The organism is Kitasatospora sp. NPDC004240, from assembly GCF_053603215.1.
The window spans coordinates 1-15659 of sequence record NZ_JBSGFD010000045.1 but is presented as its reverse complement, the minus strand read 5'-3'; the positions used below and the strand labels follow the sequence as shown (position 1 = coordinate 15659).

The following is a 15659-nucleotide window of genomic DNA, read 5'->3' as shown; positions in this document are numbered from 1 at the left end:
GCAAGGCGTCCGAGGGGTTCGTCAGGCCAGCCGATGGACGACGAGCCGGTTCTGCTCTCCGTCAAAGGTGTCGGCCAGGATGTTGGCCTCCTGCCGGTGCCCGTCGAAGAGACCCCGCTGATCGACGTGCACGATCAGGATGTCGTGCCTGTCGATCACCTCCCGCATGGCCCTCCTTCTACAGGTGGATGAAGGCCGGCTCGGACGGGTGACCAAGGGCGGTTCTGTGGGGGGATGTGGGCGGCGAGGCACTCTGTGAGCGTTGTGGCGTTGCCCATGCCACTCAGGAGATTGCCGTGATCTCAGCAAAGCCGCTGCTCGCCGATCCGAACACTGACGCCGGCAGCGGCATCACTGAAGACACCGCTGCCCTCACTCCTCGTTGGGTGGTGTTGGCAGCGAAAGCCGTGCCACTGGTCGTGTTGCCGTCAGGGTTGTGGCGGATGGCAATGGCGATGGGTATTCCTGTCGGCTGGAGCGGAGAACTCGCGAAGGACTGGCAGCCTGGTCTGGAAACCTCCTCCTACATCACGTTGCTGACCCTCGTCACCGAGGGACTTGCCTTCCTGACGGTGGGTCTGGTCAGGCCGTGGGGCGAGAGGGTCCCGTCCTGGCTCCCCGTTCTGGGCGGCAGGCGTATCCCGATGTGGGCGGTGGTCGTTCCGGCGGCACTGGGGTCTCTTGCGGCGACGGCGGTCACACTGCCGATGTTCTTGGGCGGCATGCCCGCCGACGCGGGCGGCTCGGACGGTCCCCAGGGAGTAGCAGCCTGGATCATGAACGCCTGCTACGTGCCGCTGTTGCTGTGGGGACCGCTGGTCGCCGTCGTCACGGCCGCCTACACCCGGCAGCGCATGCGCAATGGCTGACCGAACCGACCCGCTCCGCATCAAAGAGACAGGCTCTAGCTTGTTCTTTAACCTTTTCGATCTTGATGTTCGGCCATGGTGAGGCCGCGTTTGACGGTCTTGCCTGCGTCGTAGCGGGGAGCGGGCCTGCGGTTCTTCGAGCCGTGCGGGCGTCCAGGACCGGGCCTGCCGGGTTTCGGTGCCCTGGCGGGCAGAGCGGTCATCGGGCGGATGTTCCGGAACCCGCGCCGGACCCGGGCCGGAGTGAGCCGTCCCGGCTCGGCGGGCTTCTCCCACGGCCGGCGGAGATCCTCGGCCAGAGGGCGGGCGAGGCGGAGCTGGGTGTGGGCGGCGATGACGATCCAGGTCCAGCGGTCGGCGGCCTCGGGAGTGCGGATCTTCGGGCGAGTCCAGCCCAGGGTCTGTTTGAACAGCCGGAAGGTGTGTTCGAGGTCGAATCTGCGCAAGTAGGACCGCCACCAGCGGTCGATATCGGAGGCGGTGGCGTCGATGGCCGAGGACCACAACCAGACCGGGTCGGGGTTGCGGTCTCCGGACAGGTGGTCGACCTCCAGGCGGAGCAATGTGCCCTCGATGACCGGCGGTTCACCGTCGTGGTCGAGCCAGCAGGTGCGGTGCGTGAGCCGCGGGTGAAGCCGGTCCCAGCTACGGGCCGTGGCGGTGCCGTAGCGGGTCGTCTCGGTGGTCGTGATGTGCTCGGGCTCCGGCCAGGTGGCGGGCTTGGCCAGCGCGAACTCGGGACCGTGCTTGGGCGGCCGTCCGGTGGTTCCCGGCAGTCTGGGCGGTTTGGGCAGCCGCAGCACCCGGTCGGAGCGGATCCGGCCAAGCACCTCGACGGGCAGGTCCGCCAGCACGAACGCGAGCCGGGTGACGTCGTAGCCGGCGTCCATCACCACCGGGATGTCCGGATCGCCCTCGTGCCAGTGTCCGGCCGCGATCAGCCGTTGGACCACGCCGCGGAGCTGGTCGGCGGTCACCGCAGTGGCATCGTCTTCAGGCCCGAGCCGGACTGCGTCCAGGATCCCGGTCCATGACGTGCGCCCGGACTCCAGCGCGGCCACGAAGGAGTACGGCCAGCCCGGAATGAACTGCGAGACGCTCTTCGCCCGACCGTAGACATGGCAGAACAGCCTGTCCGCGCTGGTCGGCGCGTCGGAACGCAACCACGGGCTGACGTCCACCGCCAGCACGATCCGGCCGTCGTCCGTCCGCGGCAGGGGCAGCCCGGCCAGTTCGGCACGCAGCCGGTTCGCCTCGATCCGGCCGCAGTTCAGTCCGTCGTAGAGCGCGCCGTGGCCTCGTCGGTGCTCGGCAATCAGCGTCAGGTCGACCAAGGACTTCACCGGTCCGTCGGCGCACAGCAGCGCATCCGTCAGCTCGAACAGGGCATCCGCGCGGGCGGTCAGGCAGTCGTAGAAGTCGGCCCGGAACCCGGACAACACGGCCAGGGATTCGACGTGGGCGGCGTCGTGCAGCAGACTCACCTTCACGGCCTTGGGTTGGATCACGGCGTCTCGACAGCGCACATGATCACCCCAAGGCCGCTCCACTGTCCGGCGAACGGCCAAGCCCGTCGGGATGCGGGCGAAGCTGACGACAGTAATCCCGCTGCGGATCACACGGCTTGAGCAGGCCCGGTCCGCAGGTACCGGGCCCAGATCTGGGCCTTCCGATACGGGCCGCCACCATTGCTGTCGTACTGCGGTTCGTCGAAGCTGACCCAGTACGCCAACTCGCCGTCCCCTGCCCGAGGGTTCCCAACGGGCTCCGGCGCTCCCATCGCGTCGATCGTGCCCAGGAACTCCACCTGCCACGGCCCACCCCACCCCGGGTCGCGGACCACCGTGACCCGGCTGCCTGGGGCCAGCGCACCCGTCGGCCACGCATGGTTCAACGGGCGGCCCAGAAGCTGCTCGACAGCTTCCCGGTCCCGGGTCTGCGCTGAGTCGGAAGATGAGTCAACAGTCATGCGCCCAGCTTCCCCGGACGGACTCCAAGAAGCCACAAGTTAAAGAACAAGCTAGTCCGGGGCGGACATCAGGCCGCCCCGGTAGGCGAGGGCGACCGCCTGGGCGCGGTCGCGGGCGTCGGTCTTGGCGAGCACCCGTTTCATGTGGGTCTTCACGGTGGACTCGGCGAGCACCAGTACGTCGGCGATCTCGGCGTTGGAGCGGCCCTCGGCGGCCAGCCGCAGGACCTGCCGCTCGCGCGCGGTCAGCCGGGCCAGCCGGCCGCCCTCGGCGGTGTCCGGCCCGGGCGCGCGGGCGACCAGGTGGCCGACCAGGTCGCGGGTGACGGCCGGGTCGAGCAGGGCCTCGCCGGCGGCGACCGTGCGCACCGCGTCGATCAGGCGTTCCGGGGAGGCCCGCTTGAGCAGGAAGCCGTCGGCCCCGGCCCGCAACGCCCCCCACACGTAGTCGTCGTGGTGGAAGGTGGTGAGCACCAGCACCCGGACCGGCAGTCCCTCGCCGACGATCCGCCGGGTCGCCTCGACGCCGTCCACGCCGGGCATCCGCACGTCCATCAGCACCACGTCGGGGTGCAGCGTCCGGCACAGTTCGACCGCCCGCAGCCCGTCGGAGGCCTCGCCGACCACCTCGATGCCGTCCTCGGTGCCGAGGACGAGGGCGACGCCGGCCCGCAGCAGGGCGTCGTCGTCGGCCAGCAGGACCCTGATCATCGCGGCACCCTCCACCCGGTCCGTCGGCCTTGTCGGCGCCGGCCCCATCGGCATCGGCCTCATCGGCGTCGGCCCATCATGTCAGCGGCAGTTCGGCGCGTACCCGGAAGCCGCCGCGTTCGGCCCCGCCGTGCTCCACCCGGCCGCCGAGGATGGAGACCCGCTCGGCGATGCCCAGCAGCCCCCGGCCGGGCACGCAGCCGGCCGCGGCGCCTCGCCCGTCGTCGCGCACCTCGATGTCGAGCCGCTCCCCCGGTCCGGCGCCGCCGCGCCGCACGGTGACCTCGGCGTGCTCGGCGCGGGCGTGCCGCACGGTGTTGGTCAGCGCCTCCTGGACGATCCGGTACGCCGACACGTCGACCGTGCGCGGGAGACCCGGGGTGGCCGGGTCGATCCGGACGGTGACCCGCAGGCCGGTCCGGCGCACCCGTTCGGCCAGCCGGGGCAGGTCGGCGAGGCCGGGTTGGAGGCTGGGGCTCTCGTCGGCCCTGTCGGCCCCGTCGGTCCCGTCCGCCCGGTCGGTCCCGTCCGTCCTGTCCGCCGCGTCGGCCGTGTCGACGGCGGTGGCGGGCGCGGTGCGGCGCAGCAGGCCGAGGATGCGGTCGAGCTCGTCGAGCGCCTCGCGGCCGGTCTGCTCGACGCCGGTGATCAGTTCGCGGGTGCGGTCGGGGTCGCGGTCCAGCAGGCGGCGGGCGGCGCCGGCCTGGACCAGCATCAGGCTGACCGTGTGGCCGACCAGGTCGTGCAACTCCCGTGCCAGCCGGGCGCGTTCCTCGGCGGCGACGCGTCGGCGCAGCAGCCGGCGGGCGGCGTCACGCTCCTCCTGGCGGCGGGCGGTGCCGTAGCCGACCGCCCAGGCGAGCAGCCAGAGGAACAGCACACCGGCCGGGATCTCCGCGTAGCGCCCCGGCCCGTCGAGGTCGGTGAAGTAGGCCGCCATACCGAACAGCACGATGACCGGGGCCACCTGGGCCCGGCGGCGGGTGGCGTGCAGGCCGAGCGAGTAGAGGCCGATCAGGTTGGCGTACGGGGAGACCGGGCTGGGGAGGACGAACAGCGCCTCGACGGAGAGGGCCGCGGAGCCGGTCAGGTAGGCGGCCAGCGGGGCACGGCGGCGCAGCGCGAGCGGCCCGGCGACGGCGGCGCTCAGCGCGAGGGCGGCCGGCAGGACGGTGGGCGACAGCCCGGCGGTCACGCGTTCGTAGGCCATCACGGCCACGAACGCGGCGGCCAGCGCGGTGTCCGGGGCCGGGCCGTCGAGGAGGGCGCGGAGGGCACGGAGAGTGGCCGTAGGGGCCGGGCGGGCCACGCGCACCGTACGGGCCGTGGGCCGCGGGGGCGCCGAGGACGGCGGTGGCGGCGGGTTCATCGCGGGCTCCGGTCTCTGCGGGCTGGGGGTCTTCTCGGGCTGGGGGTCTTCTCGGGCTCGGGGTCACTGCGGGCTCGGGGTCACTGCGGGCTCGGGCACCGGGCACCGGTCCGGGCCGGTCGGGCGCCACCGGTGCGGCACCCGGGACGGACGTTAGCCAGCGTGCGGGGCGGGCGCATCGCCCTGTGGGGGTACCCGGGCGGCCGTCGGGGGTACCCGGGGTGACCCCGCGCGGGGGACGCCGGCCGCCGGGGTGCTCCGTAGCGTTCCGGCCATGACCGAACGCCCCTCCGAACTCCCCCGCGAGGTACGGACGATGAAGACCGCGACAGTACGCCGGGCCGGCTGGGCCGCGATGACCGGGCTGGCCGCTCTGACGGTGCTGTTCACCGCGCGCTACCTCACCCTGGACCCGGACACCTTCCTGGAGGAGCAGCGGGCGGTCTACGTCGCGAACCTCGTGCCGCTGATCCTGCACGTGGGCGCCGGAATCGTGGCGATGGCGCTGGGACCGTTCCAGTTCCGGTCCGGGCTGCGGGCGCGGTGGCCCCGGGTGCACCGGGTGTCCGGCCGGATCTACCTGGTGGCCGTGCTGTTCACCGGGGTGGGTGGCCTGCTGCTGGCGCCGCGCGGGCTGGTCGGCCCGATCGCCCCGATGGGGTTCACGGTGATGGGGGTTCTGCTGCTGTGGTCCTCGGTGGCGGCGTTCGTGACGATCCGGCGGGGCGAGGTGGTCCGCCACCGGGTGTGGATGATCCGCTCGTACGCGCTGATCCTCGGCGCCGGCACGCTGCGGCTGTGGCTGCCGGTGATGGGTGCGATCGGCGTGCCCTTCGACCAGGCGTACGCGACGGCGGCCTGGACCTGCTGGCTGATCAACCTGGTGGTGGCCGAACGCCTGGCCGCCGGCGTCCGGGCCGGGGACGGACCTGCCGCCGTCCGGGCCGGGCACCGCGCGGAGCGGTGACCGGCCCGGGCCCCTCACTCGTCCCAGAGTTCCGGGCTGCGGGCGTCCACCAGGGCGCGGACCCGGGCCAGCGCCTCGGCCGCGGGCAGGACGCCGGGGCGCCGGCCGTCCCGCAGGCGCAGCGCCACCCGGTCGTCGGCCGCCTCCGCGGGGCCGACGACCGCCAGGTACGGGACCTGGCGGGCCGCGCGGACGCGGGCACCGAGGGTGCCGTGCTCCGGTCCGGCGACCTCCGCGCGCAGCCCCTGGACCAGGCAGCGCCGACGCAGCTCCTCGGCCTGCCCGAGCTCGCCGTCCGAGACCGGCAGGACCAGCACCTGGACGGGGGCCAGCCAGGCCGGGAAGGCCCCGCCGTACAGCTCGATGAGGTGGGCGACCAGCCGCTCCACGCTGCCGATGACGCTGCGGTGGACCATGACCGGCCGGTGCCTGGCGCCGTCCGGGCCGATGTAGTGCAGGCCGAACCGCTCCGGCTGGTGGAAGTCGATCTGGACGGTGGACAGGGTGGACTCCCGGCCGGCCGCGTCCGCGATCTGCACGTCGATCTTCGGGCCGTAGAACGCCGCCTCGCCCTCGACCGCCTCGTGGGGCAGGCCGGAGCGGTCGAGCACCTCGGTGAGCAGGGCGACGGCCCGCCGCCACAGGGCCGGGTCGGCCACGTACTTGCCGCCGGCGCCGGGCAGCGAGAGCCGGTACCGGACCGGGCGGACGCCGAGCGCGGCGTGCGCCTCGCGGATCAGCTCCAGCGCGGCGAGGGCCTCGTCGGCGGCCTGCTCCGGGGTGCAGAAGACGTGGGCGTCGTTCAGCTGGATCGCCCGGACCCGGGTCAGCCCGCCGAGCACGCCGGACGGCTCCGCGCGGTGCATGCCGCCCAGTTCGGCCATCCGCAGCGGGAGTTCGCGGTAGCTGTGGGAGCGGGACCGGTAGATCAGGGCGTGGTGGGGGCAGAGGCTCGGTCGCAGCACCACCTCCTCCGCGCCGAGGCGCATCGGCGGGAACATGTCGTCGCGGTAGTGGTCCCAGTGCCCGGAGATCTCGTACAGCTCGCGTTTGCCGAGGACGGGCGAGTAGACGTGCCGGTAGCCGGCGAGCCGTTCGCGCTCGCGGATGAACTCCTCCAGGGCGTGCCGGACGGCCGCGCCGTCGGGCAGCCAGTACGGGAGGCCGGCGCCCATCAGCGGGTCGGTGTCGAACAGGTCCAGCTCCCGGCCCAGCCGTCGGTGGTCGGGCGCGGGCCGGGGGTCGGGGTGGGCACCGTCCACGGGCCGGGGCCGGGGCCGGCGTACGGGCTGGGCGTGGCGTACGGGCTGGGGCTGCTTCACGGGGTCGGCTCCACTCGTGCGGAAGGGGCGAGTGGGACGGCCGGGGAACGACGAAGCCCCGGGGCACTCGCCCCGGGGCTTCGGACAACGTCAGGTGTCAGCGCGCCGGGACCTGCTCCGGCGTCGTCGTCTCGATCGCGGCACGCTTCATACCGTGACCGTAGCAACGGCCGAACGCGGCGGGCGACCGGTTTTCCGGAGCCCGGACGCGTTCGGTGCCCGGACGCGTTCGGCGCCCGGACCCGTCCGGCGTCCCGACCTGCCCGGGTCAGCGCAGCACGACGCAGCCGCGCCGCTCCAGGGCGGCGATCAGCCCGGGCGCCGGGGCCGGGTCGTTCCAGCGCAGGTCCAGTTTCTCCAGCGCCGGCAGCCCGGTGAGCCAGTCGGGCAGTACGGCGAGGCGGTTGGACCGCAGGTCGAGGTGGCGCAGCCGGGGCAGCGCGGCGAGGACGTCGGGGACGGCCGTGAAGGCGTTGTCGCGCAGGTCGAGGTGGCGCAGCTCGGTGAGGCCGGCCGTACCGGCGGGGAGGGCGGTGAGCGCGTTGCCGCGCAGCCACAGCTCGCGCAGCCGGTGGAGGCCGCCGAGGCTCTCCGGGAGGGTGATGAGCCGGTTGTGCTGGGCCCGGAGCTCGATCAGGCCGGTCATCCCGCCGAGGGTGGCGGGCAGCTCGGTGAGGCGGTTCTCGCCGACGTTGAGGTACCGCAGGGCGGTGAGGCGGCCGAGGGAGTCGGGCAGCCGGGTGAGGGCGTTGTCGTGCAGGTAGAGGAAGTCGCCGAGCGCGGTGAGCTCACCGATCTCCTCGGGGACGGCGGTCAGCGCGTTGTGGCCGAGGTCCAGGGTGCGCAGGCGGCGCAGCCGGCCGACGGCGGGCGGGAGCGCGGTGAGACCGGTCTCGGCGAGGATCAGCACCTCCAGGTCGGTGCGCGTCCAGAGGTCCGCCGGGGCCTCGCCGAGCCCTCGGCGCCAGAGGTTGAGCGTGGTGGATGTGGTCACCGTCGCATCCTCCCGCTTCGTGCGGGGCCGGGCGGCGAGCGGCTGCGGGGCCGGGTGGCCGACCGGCTTCCGGCCCGCGAGCACGTCACGGTAGGGTGCATCACCGAACCGCCTGATCGAAAGGCCCGCACAACCGATGGCCCCCCGCCTCTCCGTCGTCGTCCCGATCTACAACGTCGAGCGCTATCTAGCGGAGTGCCTCGACTCGATCATCGCCCAGACGTTCCAGGACTTCGAGTGCGTCCTGGTCGACGACGGCTCGACCGACTCCAGTGCCTCGATCGCGGAGCAGTACGTCGCCCGGGACTCCCGCTTCCGGCTCGTCCGGCAGGAGAACAAGGGCCTCGGCGCGGCGCGCAACACCGGGTGGCGGCACATCGACCCGGCCGCCGAGTACCTGACCTTCGTGGACAGCGACGACACCCTCCCGCCGGGCGCGTACGAGCTGATGGTCGGCACCCTGGACACCACCGGCTCCGACTTCTGCACCGGCAAGGCGCTGCGGCTGCGGATCGCGGGCCTGTTCCCGTCGGGCGCGCACACCAAGCCGTTCGCCGAGACGCGGCTGAAGACGCACGTCAGCGAACTCCCCTCGCTGGTCACCGACCGCACGGCGTGGAACAAGGTCTACCGGCGCGGCTTCTTCGACGAGGTCGGGGTGCTCTACCCCGAGGGCATCCTGTACGAGGACGCCCCGGTGAGCGTGCCCCACCACTACATCGCCAAGAGCGTGGACGTGCTCTCCGAGCCGATCTACCACTGGCGGATGCGCGAGACCACCGGCGACCTGTCGATCACCCAGGTGAAGACCGACCCCAAGGTGATCGTCGACCGGGTCCGCTCGATGGAGCTGGTGCGCGAGTGGCTGCAGGCGCAGCCCGAGCCCAAGTACCGCGACTTCCTCGGCTCCTACGACCACAACTGCCTGGTCGAGGAGATCCCGATGTACTTCTGGTCGGTGCCGGACGGCGACCGCGCCTACCGGGCGGCCTTCCAGGAGCACGTGAGCCGGCTGCTGGAGGCCATCGGCCGGGAGCGCGTCAGCAACCTGAACAACTCGCTGCTGCGGCTCAAGTACCAGCTCACGCTCTCCAACCGGATGGACCAGTTCGTGGCGCTCCAGCGTCTGCACCGGCTCTACCGCCGCAAGGTGGTCCAGCGCCGGCAGCCGGCTCCGCAGCCGATCGCGCCCGCGGCGGGCTGAGCCGCTCCGCACGTGGCCGGGGCCCGGGGATCCAACGATCCCCGGGCGGTCCGACGGCCTGGAACCGACCGGGATGGCGGACGCCCGGGTCAACCGGCCCGGGCCGACCGCACCGCACCGCACCGCACCGCAAGATCCACCTGATCCACCGGACCCGTGTCACCCCCGAGGTCCGCGCCACCCTGGCGACGCAGGAGTTCGACGGGCTGCCCGACGGGAGCCACGACGTCGGCGACGTCGTGTGGAGATGTGGGTGCCGGGCCTGGCCGCCGCAGGTGCCGGGTCACCACCGGCTGATGAGTGGCGTGTCCGGTTCGAGCCGCCGCCAGGCTTCGGTGAGGCGGGTGAGGCGGGCGGGGGCGGCGATGCCGCGCACGGTAGCGATCCTTCCGCCCGTGATGTCGAAGGTCACGGAGCCGACGACCTGATCGCCGACCACGCTGAGGATGGCGGGGGTGCCGTTGACGACCGCGTAGTGGATGGCGGGCGTGCCGCCGGCCAGTCGCCGCTTCGCCGGGGTGGGCTTGAAGCCGGCCCGGGCGACGGCGGCGACGCGCTGCGGCGTGTCGAACCGGAGCAGCTTCTCGGCCAGGCCCGCGCCGTCGGAGATCGCGATCACGTCGTCGGTGAGCAGTGCCACCAGGCGTTCGGTGCGGCCGGAGGAGGCGGCGGCGAGGAACTCCTCGACGATCCTGCGTGCGGACGCCGGGTCGACCTCGCCGCCGCCGCGGCGGCGGCCGGCCGTGACGCGCTGTCGGGCCCGGTGGAGGTGCTGCTGGCTGGCGGACTCGGTGATGTCGAGGATCTCGGCGATCTCGGCGTGGCCGTACGAGAAGGCCTCGCGCAGGACGTAGACGGCCCGTTCGTGGGGTGACAGACGCTCCATGAGCGTCAGCACGGCCAGGGAGACCGATTCACGCTGCTCGAAGGTGTCGGCGGGACCGAGCATCGGGTCGCCGTCGAGGAGCGGTTCGGGCAGCCAGGCGCCGACGGCGCGTTCGCGGCGGGCCTGCGCCGAGCGGAGCCGGTCGAGGCAGAGGTTGGTGACGACCTTGGTCAGCCAGGCTTCCGGCACCTCGATCCGCTGCCGGTCGGCGGCCTGCCAGCGCAGGAACGCGTCCTGCACGGCGTCCTCGGCGTCGACGGCGGAGCCCAGCAGCCGGTACGCCAGCGAGGCCAGCCGGTTGCGGTCGGCCTCGAACCGGGCGGTGTCGAAGCGATCAGTGGCGGTGCTGTCCACGGGGACCACCCTAGAGGATCTTGCGGAAGTGGACGAAGGGGTCAGGCCGTCGCACGGGCGGCCGGGTTCCCGACGGTGGTGGCGGTGGAGCGGGCGCGCAGGCCGCCGGCCAGGCACAGCACCAACCCGAGCGTGAGCCAGGCCGCCAGGACGGTGCCGGAGAAGGCGGCACCGCGGCCGTCGAAGAAGGCGGTGGAACGTAGCAGTCGGCCACCGGCCCCGGGCGGCAGCAGCTGACCGAGGGCGCCCGAGCGGCCCGGCAGCATCTCGGGTGCGGTCGCGGTGCCGGACAGGGGGTTCCCGACGAGCATCATGGTGGCGGCGCCGAGGCCGAAGCCGACGTACCCGAGCAGCGACACCAGACCGAGGATGCCCAGGGAGGTGGCCGCGACGGTCAGGGCGACGGCGCCGCTGTTCGCCAGGTAGGAGCCGCCGAGTGAGCCGAGCCAGAACTGCAGGATCGCCGCCACGGCGAGTCCGCCGGTCACGGCGAAGGTGAGTGCTCCGGTGACGCGGCGGGCGCTGCCGCGGACGACCCTGGTCAGGAGCAGGGCGGCGAGCAGGCCGCCCATGACCAGCGGCAGGGCCCCGGCGGCCAGTCCGGCGCCTCGCGGGTCGTCGGCCGGCAGCGGGACGAGGTCGCGGGTGGTGACGGCCGTACTGGTTCCCCCCGCCCGGCCCAGGCCGGTCGCGATGCCGTTCAGCGTCTGGACGACGGTGGTGCTCGCGGCGGACGCGGTGATGACCTGCGGGGTGCCGGAGCTGAGGTCGATCGCCCCGTACACCTCGCGGTCGCGGATCAGTCGTTCGGCGGCGGCGGTGTCGGGGACCTCGGTGACCTCGAAGCCGCCGGGAAGCCGTCGTTCGAGGGACAGGGTGAGCTGTTCGACGGCGGAGGCGGGCCCGGCGACGGCGATCGGCACGTCGTGCACCGACGAGCGTACCGACGGCCAGGCGAAGGCGGTGAGCAGCAGGCTGATGCCCACCGTGAGCAGGGCGACCGCCCTGGCCACGGTGGGCCACGGTGAGGGCGGGACCTCGGCGGCGGGCGCGGTCTGTGAGGACACGGTTCGCACGGCTACGCCACCGCCTTCTCGGCGGACGGTCCGACGGGCGCGGCGACCAGGCGGTGCTTGCGCTTGGGCAGGCCGAAGGTCGGGTGCGAGGTGGCCCAGAGTGACATCCTGACGATGCCCGCCTTGATCCGCGCGGCCTTCCGGCCGCCCATGTACTTCGGCTTCGCCCAGCCGTCCTCGTCGACCATCTGAAGGATCCCGTCCCGCCGCCCGAGGCTGATGTGGTTGCCCGGGTACTCCAGCTTGGTGTTCGCGATCGTGCGGTCGGTCAGGCGTCCCACGATCGCGTCCGTGGCCTGCCGGCCGGTGTAGCCGGCCGAGGCGCAGGACATCGGCAGCGGCCGGCCGTTGTCGCCGATGGCGTAGGCGCTGTCGCCGACGGCGTAGACGTCCGGGTGCGAGACCGACCGCATGGTGCGGTCGACGACGATCCGATCGTTCTCGGTGACCTCCAACCCGGCGGCGGTCGCGAGGGGATCGACCGTGAACCCGGCGGTCCACACGGTCGCGTCGGACGCCAGGACGGTGCCGTCGGCGCACAGCACCCGTGTCGCCTCGACGGCCTCGACATCGGTGTGCTCCAGGACGGCGGTGCCCAGCCGGTCGCACGCCCGGCGCAGGTGGCCGCGGGCCCCTGCCGAGAGCCGGGCGCCCAGCTCGCCGCGGGCGACCAGTGCCACCCGCAGGCCGGGCCGGGACTCGGCGATCTCGGTGGCGGTCTCGATGCCGGTCAACCCGTCGCCGACGACCACCACACGCCCGCCGTCGCCGAGGCCGGCCAGGCGTTCGCGCAGGCGCAGCGCCGAGGGCCGGGCGGCGACGTCGAACGCGTGCTCGGCGACGCCGGGGACGCCGTGGGTGTCGCCGTGACTGCCGAGCGCGTAGACGAGCGTGTCGTAGTCGAGCTCGCCGCCGCCGTCGGCGTCGGCCACGGCGACGACCTGCCGCTCGGGGTCGACGGCCATGACACGGGCCAGGCGCAGCCGGATCCCCGTGCCCGCGAAGACGTCGGCGAGCTTCGGAGCCTCGATCTCCTGCCCGGCCGCGAGCTGGTGCAGCCGCAGCCGCTGGACGAAGTCCGGCGCGGCGTTGACCACGGTGATCTCGATGTCCTCCGGGGACAGCCGACGGGCCAGGGTCCCGGCCACGTAGGCCCCGGCATAGCCGGCACCGAGGACGACGATGCGGTGCTTCATGTCTCTCTCCTGTCGTTCCGCCTGTTCTCGGTGGCTTGAGCGGGACAGCGCCCCGATTCCTGACAGGAAACGAATGTGATGCGGGTCACATGGAGCACGGGGTCATCGCCCGGCCGCGTGCGAAGCCGGGGCGGTGCACGCCCGGCTGCGCGCGGAGCCGAGGCGGTGGAGATGCGGACCGGGTCGGGCGAGGGAATCACCGGGGCCTGGAGATCGCCGGATCCCCGGCTCGGCACGGCGGCCGGCCCTCGGTGTTGGACCGGGCGCCCTCCGGGGGCACTTCGTGAGCTCTCGGGGGGCTCCGGGGTGTGGCGTGAACCGCCGGGCCCTACCGTTCGTTGGGCCGGAAGCACCGCCGGGCGCGACCGGCCCGGCCCACGTCCACCGAGGAGGTCCGTGCCCATGAGCACCAGCGGAGCGACGAGCGGGGAAGCGTTCCGGACGGTCAAGGTCCGGGTGACCGGCCTGGTCTTCTGCGGCGACGACCTCGCGCTGCTGCGCCGAAGCCGTGCCGGTTCGCCGCACTACAGCACCGTCGGCGGCAACGTGGACGCCGGCGAGGACTTCCGCGACGCCGCCGCCCGGGAGCTGCGGGAGGAGCTCGGGCTCATGCCCGAGCGGTCCGACGGCCTGGAGCTGATCGGGATGGCGGACGCCCGCGTCACCCGGCCCGGGCCGACCGCGTCACCCCGCAAGATCCACCTCATCTACCGGACCCACGTCACTCCCGAGGTCCGCGCCACCCTGACGGCCCAGGAGTTCGACGAACTGCCCGACGGCAGCCACGACGTCGGCGAGGTCGTGTGGATCGACTACCGCGAGATCGGCGGACTGCCGCTGTTCCCGCCGATCGGCGGGGTCATCGCCGGGCTCGCCTCACCGCGCGCACCGCTGCCCGCGTTCGAGCTGGAGCCGGTCACCGACCGGAACTACACCTGGGTGTGAGCCCGTCCGGTGCGGGTCCCGGGTGCTGCGGCCCCGGGCACGGTACGCGGCCGGTGTCGCCCGGCCGGCGCGGGTCCGCTGCCGCCCCGCCGGCCGGGTGGCCGGCGGGGCGGACCGCACGGTCGTGTCACATGTTGATCATGTGGCCGGCCAGGCCGTGGATCGCCTCCTTGACGGCCTCGCCCAGGGTCGGGTGGGCGTGGACGTTGCGGGCCACCTCGTGGACGGTGAGGTCCCACTGCTGCGCCAGGGTCAGCTCGGGCAGCAGCTCGGTGACCTCGGGGCCGATCAGGTGCGCGCCCAGCAGCTCGCCGTGCGTGTCGTCGCAGATCACCTTGACGAAGCCGATCGGGTGACCGAGACCGTGGGCCTTGCCGTTCGCGGTGAACGGGAACTTGGCGACCTTGACGTCGTAGCCGAGCTCGCGGGCCTGCGCCTCGGTGTAGCCGAAGCTGGCGATCTGCGGCTGGCAGTAGGTGGCCCGCGGGATCATCACGAAGTCGAGCTCCATGGTCTCGGCGCCGGCGATGGTCTCGGCGGCGATCACGGCCATGGACTCGGCCGCGTGGGCCAGCATCAGCTTGGCGGTGACGTCACCGATCGCGTAGATGTGCTCCACGTTGGTGCGGCCCCGGCCGTCCACCGCGATCGCGCCGCGCTCGGTGAGCTTCACGCCGGTGTTCTCCAGGCCGTAGCCGTGCACCCGCGGCGCGAACCCGATCGCCTGGAGCACCTTGTCGGCCTCCAGCACCTGCTGCTGGCCGTCCTTGGTGGTGACGGTGACCTTGACCTTGGCGGCCGGGTCCTTGTCGTCGATCGAGTCGACCCGGGTCGAGGTCAGCACCTGGATGCCGAGCTTGCGGTACTGCTTGGCCAGCTCCGCCGAGACCTCGGCGTCCTCCAGCGGCACCATCCGGTCGAGGAACTCGACGATGGTCACCTTGACCCCGTAGTTGTGCAGCACGTACGCGAACTCGACGCCGATCGCGCCGGCGCCCGCGATGATGATGCTCTCCGGCAGCTCCTCGGTGAGGATCTGCTCCTCGTAGGTCACCACGCGGTCGCTCAGGCTGGTGCCCGGCAGCAGGCGCGTGGTCGCACCGGCCGCGATGACACAGTGGTCGAAGGTGATGATCTCGAAGCCGCCGCCGTTCAGCGCCACCTGCAGCGTACGGTCGTCGACGAAGGTGCCACGGCCGTCGTACTCGGTGATGCCGTTCTTCTTCATCAGGTAGTGCACGCCCTTGACCCGGCCGTCGGCGACCGAGCGGCTGCGGCGGAACGCCTCGCCGAAGTCGAAGCTCACCTGGCCCTCGACCTTGATGCCGAAGGTCTTGGCCTCCTTGGTGAAGATGTGCGCGAGCTCGGCGTTGCGCAGCAGGGCCTTGGAGGGGATGCAGCCGACGTTCAGACAGACGCCGCCCCAGTACTTGGCCTCGACGACGGCGGTGCGCAGGCCCAGCTGGGCCGAGCGGACGGCCGCGGTGTAACCGCCGGGGCCGGCGCCGAGGACGACGACGTCGTAGTGCGTGCTGCTGCTCATGGTGCTTGACTCCTCCGAGGGCTGCCGCGCGTCGGGTGACACGGTCAGACGTGATCTTCTGTCATCGTGGCACCCCGCGCAACGCCCGGCAGCTCGGGCAGGGGCTGCGGGCGGGTTCATGCAGGCGGTGGCGGTGGGGGCGGGCGACGGGCGGCGGGGGCCGGCCGGGGGCGGGGGGCGGCCGGGGGGGGGCCCCCCCCCGCGACGCGGGCGGGGACGGTTGGCGCGAGTACGACGACGCGGTGCCGGTCATC

The 15659-nt window shown here is 73.0% G+C and carries 14 protein-coding genes; 4 read left to right on the top strand and 10 right to left on the bottom strand.

The window, feature by feature from the left end; genetic code table 11:
- Nucleotides 1–21 precede the first annotated feature (21 nt).
- Complete coding sequence (locus ACWEQL_RS14805) at nucleotides 22–168, bottom strand: hypothetical protein (RefSeq protein ID WP_452150621.1); 147 nt, start codon at nucleotides 166–168, stop codon at nucleotides 22–24.
- Nucleotides 169–296: 128 nt separating this feature from the next.
- Between ACWEQL_RS14805 and ACWEQL_RS14800 the strand changes: the two genes are divergently transcribed.
- Nucleotides 297–869 carry a hypothetical protein gene (locus ACWEQL_RS14800; RefSeq protein WP_452150620.1) on the top strand — a complete coding sequence of 191 codons (573 nt, stop codon included), beginning with the start codon at nucleotides 297–299 and terminating at the stop codon, nucleotides 867–869.
- A gap of 47 nt (nucleotides 870–916) precedes the next feature.
- On the opposite strand, the gene ACWEQL_RS14795 is transcribed toward ACWEQL_RS14800, so the two are convergent.
- From ACWEQL_RS14795 to ACWEQL_RS14785, 3 genes are all read right to left on the bottom strand, one after another.
- Nucleotides 917–2353: an NF041680 family putative transposase gene (locus ACWEQL_RS14795; RefSeq protein ID WP_452150655.1), complete on the bottom strand. Its 1437-nt coding sequence runs from the start codon at nucleotides 2351–2353 to the stop codon at nucleotides 917–919.
- Between the two features lie 536 nt (nucleotides 2354–2889).
- Entirely contained in the window at nucleotides 2890–3549 is a 660-nt protein-coding gene (locus ACWEQL_RS14790) for a response regulator (protein ID WP_452150619.1), read from the bottom strand.
- A 76-nt stretch (nucleotides 3550–3625) separates the two neighbouring features.
- The gene (locus ACWEQL_RS14785) at nucleotides 3626–4918 is read right to left on the bottom strand and encodes a sensor histidine kinase (RefSeq protein WP_452150618.1); all 1293 of its coding nucleotides are present in this window, start codon (nucleotides 4916–4918) and stop codon (nucleotides 3626–3628) included.
- Between the two features lie 274 nt (nucleotides 4919–5192).
- Between ACWEQL_RS14785 and ACWEQL_RS14780 the strand changes: the two genes are divergently transcribed.
- A complete protein-coding gene (locus ACWEQL_RS14780) occupies nucleotides 5193–5885 on the top strand; it encodes a DUF2306 domain-containing protein (protein ID WP_452150617.1) in 693 nt (230 codons plus the stop codon).
- 14 nt (nucleotides 5886–5899) lie between these two features.
- Here ACWEQL_RS14780 and thrS read toward each other — a convergent pair whose 3' ends face one another.
- Nucleotides 5900–7147, bottom strand: coding sequence for a threonine--tRNA ligase (gene thrS / locus ACWEQL_RS14775; protein ID WP_452150654.1), 1248 nt, complete (start codon nucleotides 7145–7147; stop codon nucleotides 5900–5902).
- Between the two features lie 328 nt (nucleotides 7148–7475).
- Nucleotides 7476–8201 (bottom strand): leucine-rich repeat domain-containing protein, encoded by a 726-nt coding sequence (locus ACWEQL_RS14770; protein WP_452150616.1) that lies wholly within the window; start codon nucleotides 8199–8201, stop codon nucleotides 7476–7478.
- A gap of 136 nt (nucleotides 8202–8337) precedes the next feature.
- On the opposite strand from ACWEQL_RS14770, the gene ACWEQL_RS14765 reads away from it, so the two are divergent.
- Nucleotides 8338–9405, top strand: coding sequence for a glycosyltransferase family 2 protein (locus tag ACWEQL_RS14765; RefSeq protein ID WP_452150615.1), 1068 nt, complete (start codon nucleotides 8338–8340; stop codon nucleotides 9403–9405).
- A gap of 283 nt (nucleotides 9406–9688) precedes the next feature.
- On the opposite strand, the gene ACWEQL_RS14760 is transcribed toward ACWEQL_RS14765, so the two are convergent.
- Genes ACWEQL_RS14760 through ACWEQL_RS14750 form a run of 3 tightly spaced genes read right to left on the bottom strand, consistent with a single transcriptional unit; the run spans nucleotide 9689 to nucleotide 12917 of the window.
- Nucleotides 9689–10645, bottom strand: a complete 957-nt coding sequence (locus tag ACWEQL_RS14760; RefSeq protein WP_452150614.1) for a sigma-70 family RNA polymerase sigma factor — start codon at nucleotides 10643–10645, stop codon at nucleotides 9689–9691.
- A 41-nt stretch (nucleotides 10646–10686) separates the two neighbouring features.
- Nucleotides 10687–11712: an ABC transporter permease gene (locus tag ACWEQL_RS14755; protein WP_452150613.1), complete on the bottom strand. Its 1026-nt coding sequence runs from the start codon at nucleotides 11710–11712 to the stop codon at nucleotides 10687–10689.
- 11 nt (nucleotides 11713–11723) lie between these two features.
- The gene (locus ACWEQL_RS14750) at nucleotides 11724–12917 is read right to left on the bottom strand and encodes an NAD(P)/FAD-dependent oxidoreductase (RefSeq protein WP_452150612.1); all 1194 of its coding nucleotides are present in this window, start codon (nucleotides 12915–12917) and stop codon (nucleotides 11724–11726) included.
- A 402-nt stretch (nucleotides 12918–13319) separates the two neighbouring features.
- On the opposite strand from ACWEQL_RS14750, the gene ACWEQL_RS14745 reads away from it, so the two are divergent.
- On the top strand, nucleotides 13320–13862 hold the full coding sequence (locus ACWEQL_RS14745; protein ID WP_452150611.1) for an NUDIX hydrolase: 543 nt from the start codon (nucleotides 13320–13322) through the stop codon (nucleotides 13860–13862).
- Between the two features lie 127 nt (nucleotides 13863–13989).
- Here ACWEQL_RS14745 and lpdA read toward each other — a convergent pair whose 3' ends face one another.
- Nucleotides 13990–15405, bottom strand: a complete 1416-nt coding sequence (lpdA, locus tag ACWEQL_RS14740; protein ID WP_452150610.1) for a dihydrolipoyl dehydrogenase — start codon at nucleotides 15403–15405, stop codon at nucleotides 13990–13992.
- Nucleotides 15406–15659: the final 254 nt, after the last annotated feature.

Coding starts and splice junctions, on each gene's coding strand:
- ACWEQL_RS14805 (WP_452150621.1), bottom strand. CDS start 168: ATGCGGGAGGTGATCGACAGGCACGACATCCTGATCGTGCACGTCGAT.
- ACWEQL_RS14790 (WP_452150619.1), bottom strand. CDS start 3,549: ATGATCAGGGTCCTGCTGGCCGACGACGACGCCCTGCTGCGGGCCGGC.
- ACWEQL_RS14785 (WP_452150618.1), bottom strand. CDS start 4,918: ATGAACCCGCCGCCACCGCCGTCCTCGGCGCCCCCGCGGCCCACGGCC.
- ACWEQL_RS14780 (WP_452150617.1), top strand. CDS start 5,193: ATGACCGAACGCCCCTCCGAACTCCCCCGCGAGGTACGGACGATGAAG.
- ACWEQL_RS14765 (WP_452150615.1), top strand. CDS start 8,338: ATGGCCCCCCGCCTCTCCGTCGTCGTCCCGATCTACAACGTCGAGCGC.
- ACWEQL_RS14750 (WP_452150612.1), bottom strand. CDS start 12,917: ATGAAGCACCGCATCGTCGTCCTCGGTGCCGGCTATGCCGGGGCCTAC.
- ACWEQL_RS14745 (WP_452150611.1), top strand. CDS start 13,320: ATGAGCACCAGCGGAGCGACGAGCGGGGAAGCGTTCCGGACGGTCAAG.
- lpdA (WP_452150610.1), bottom strand. CDS start 15,405: ATGAGCAGCAGCACGCACTACGACGTCGTCGTCCTCGGCGCCGGCCCC.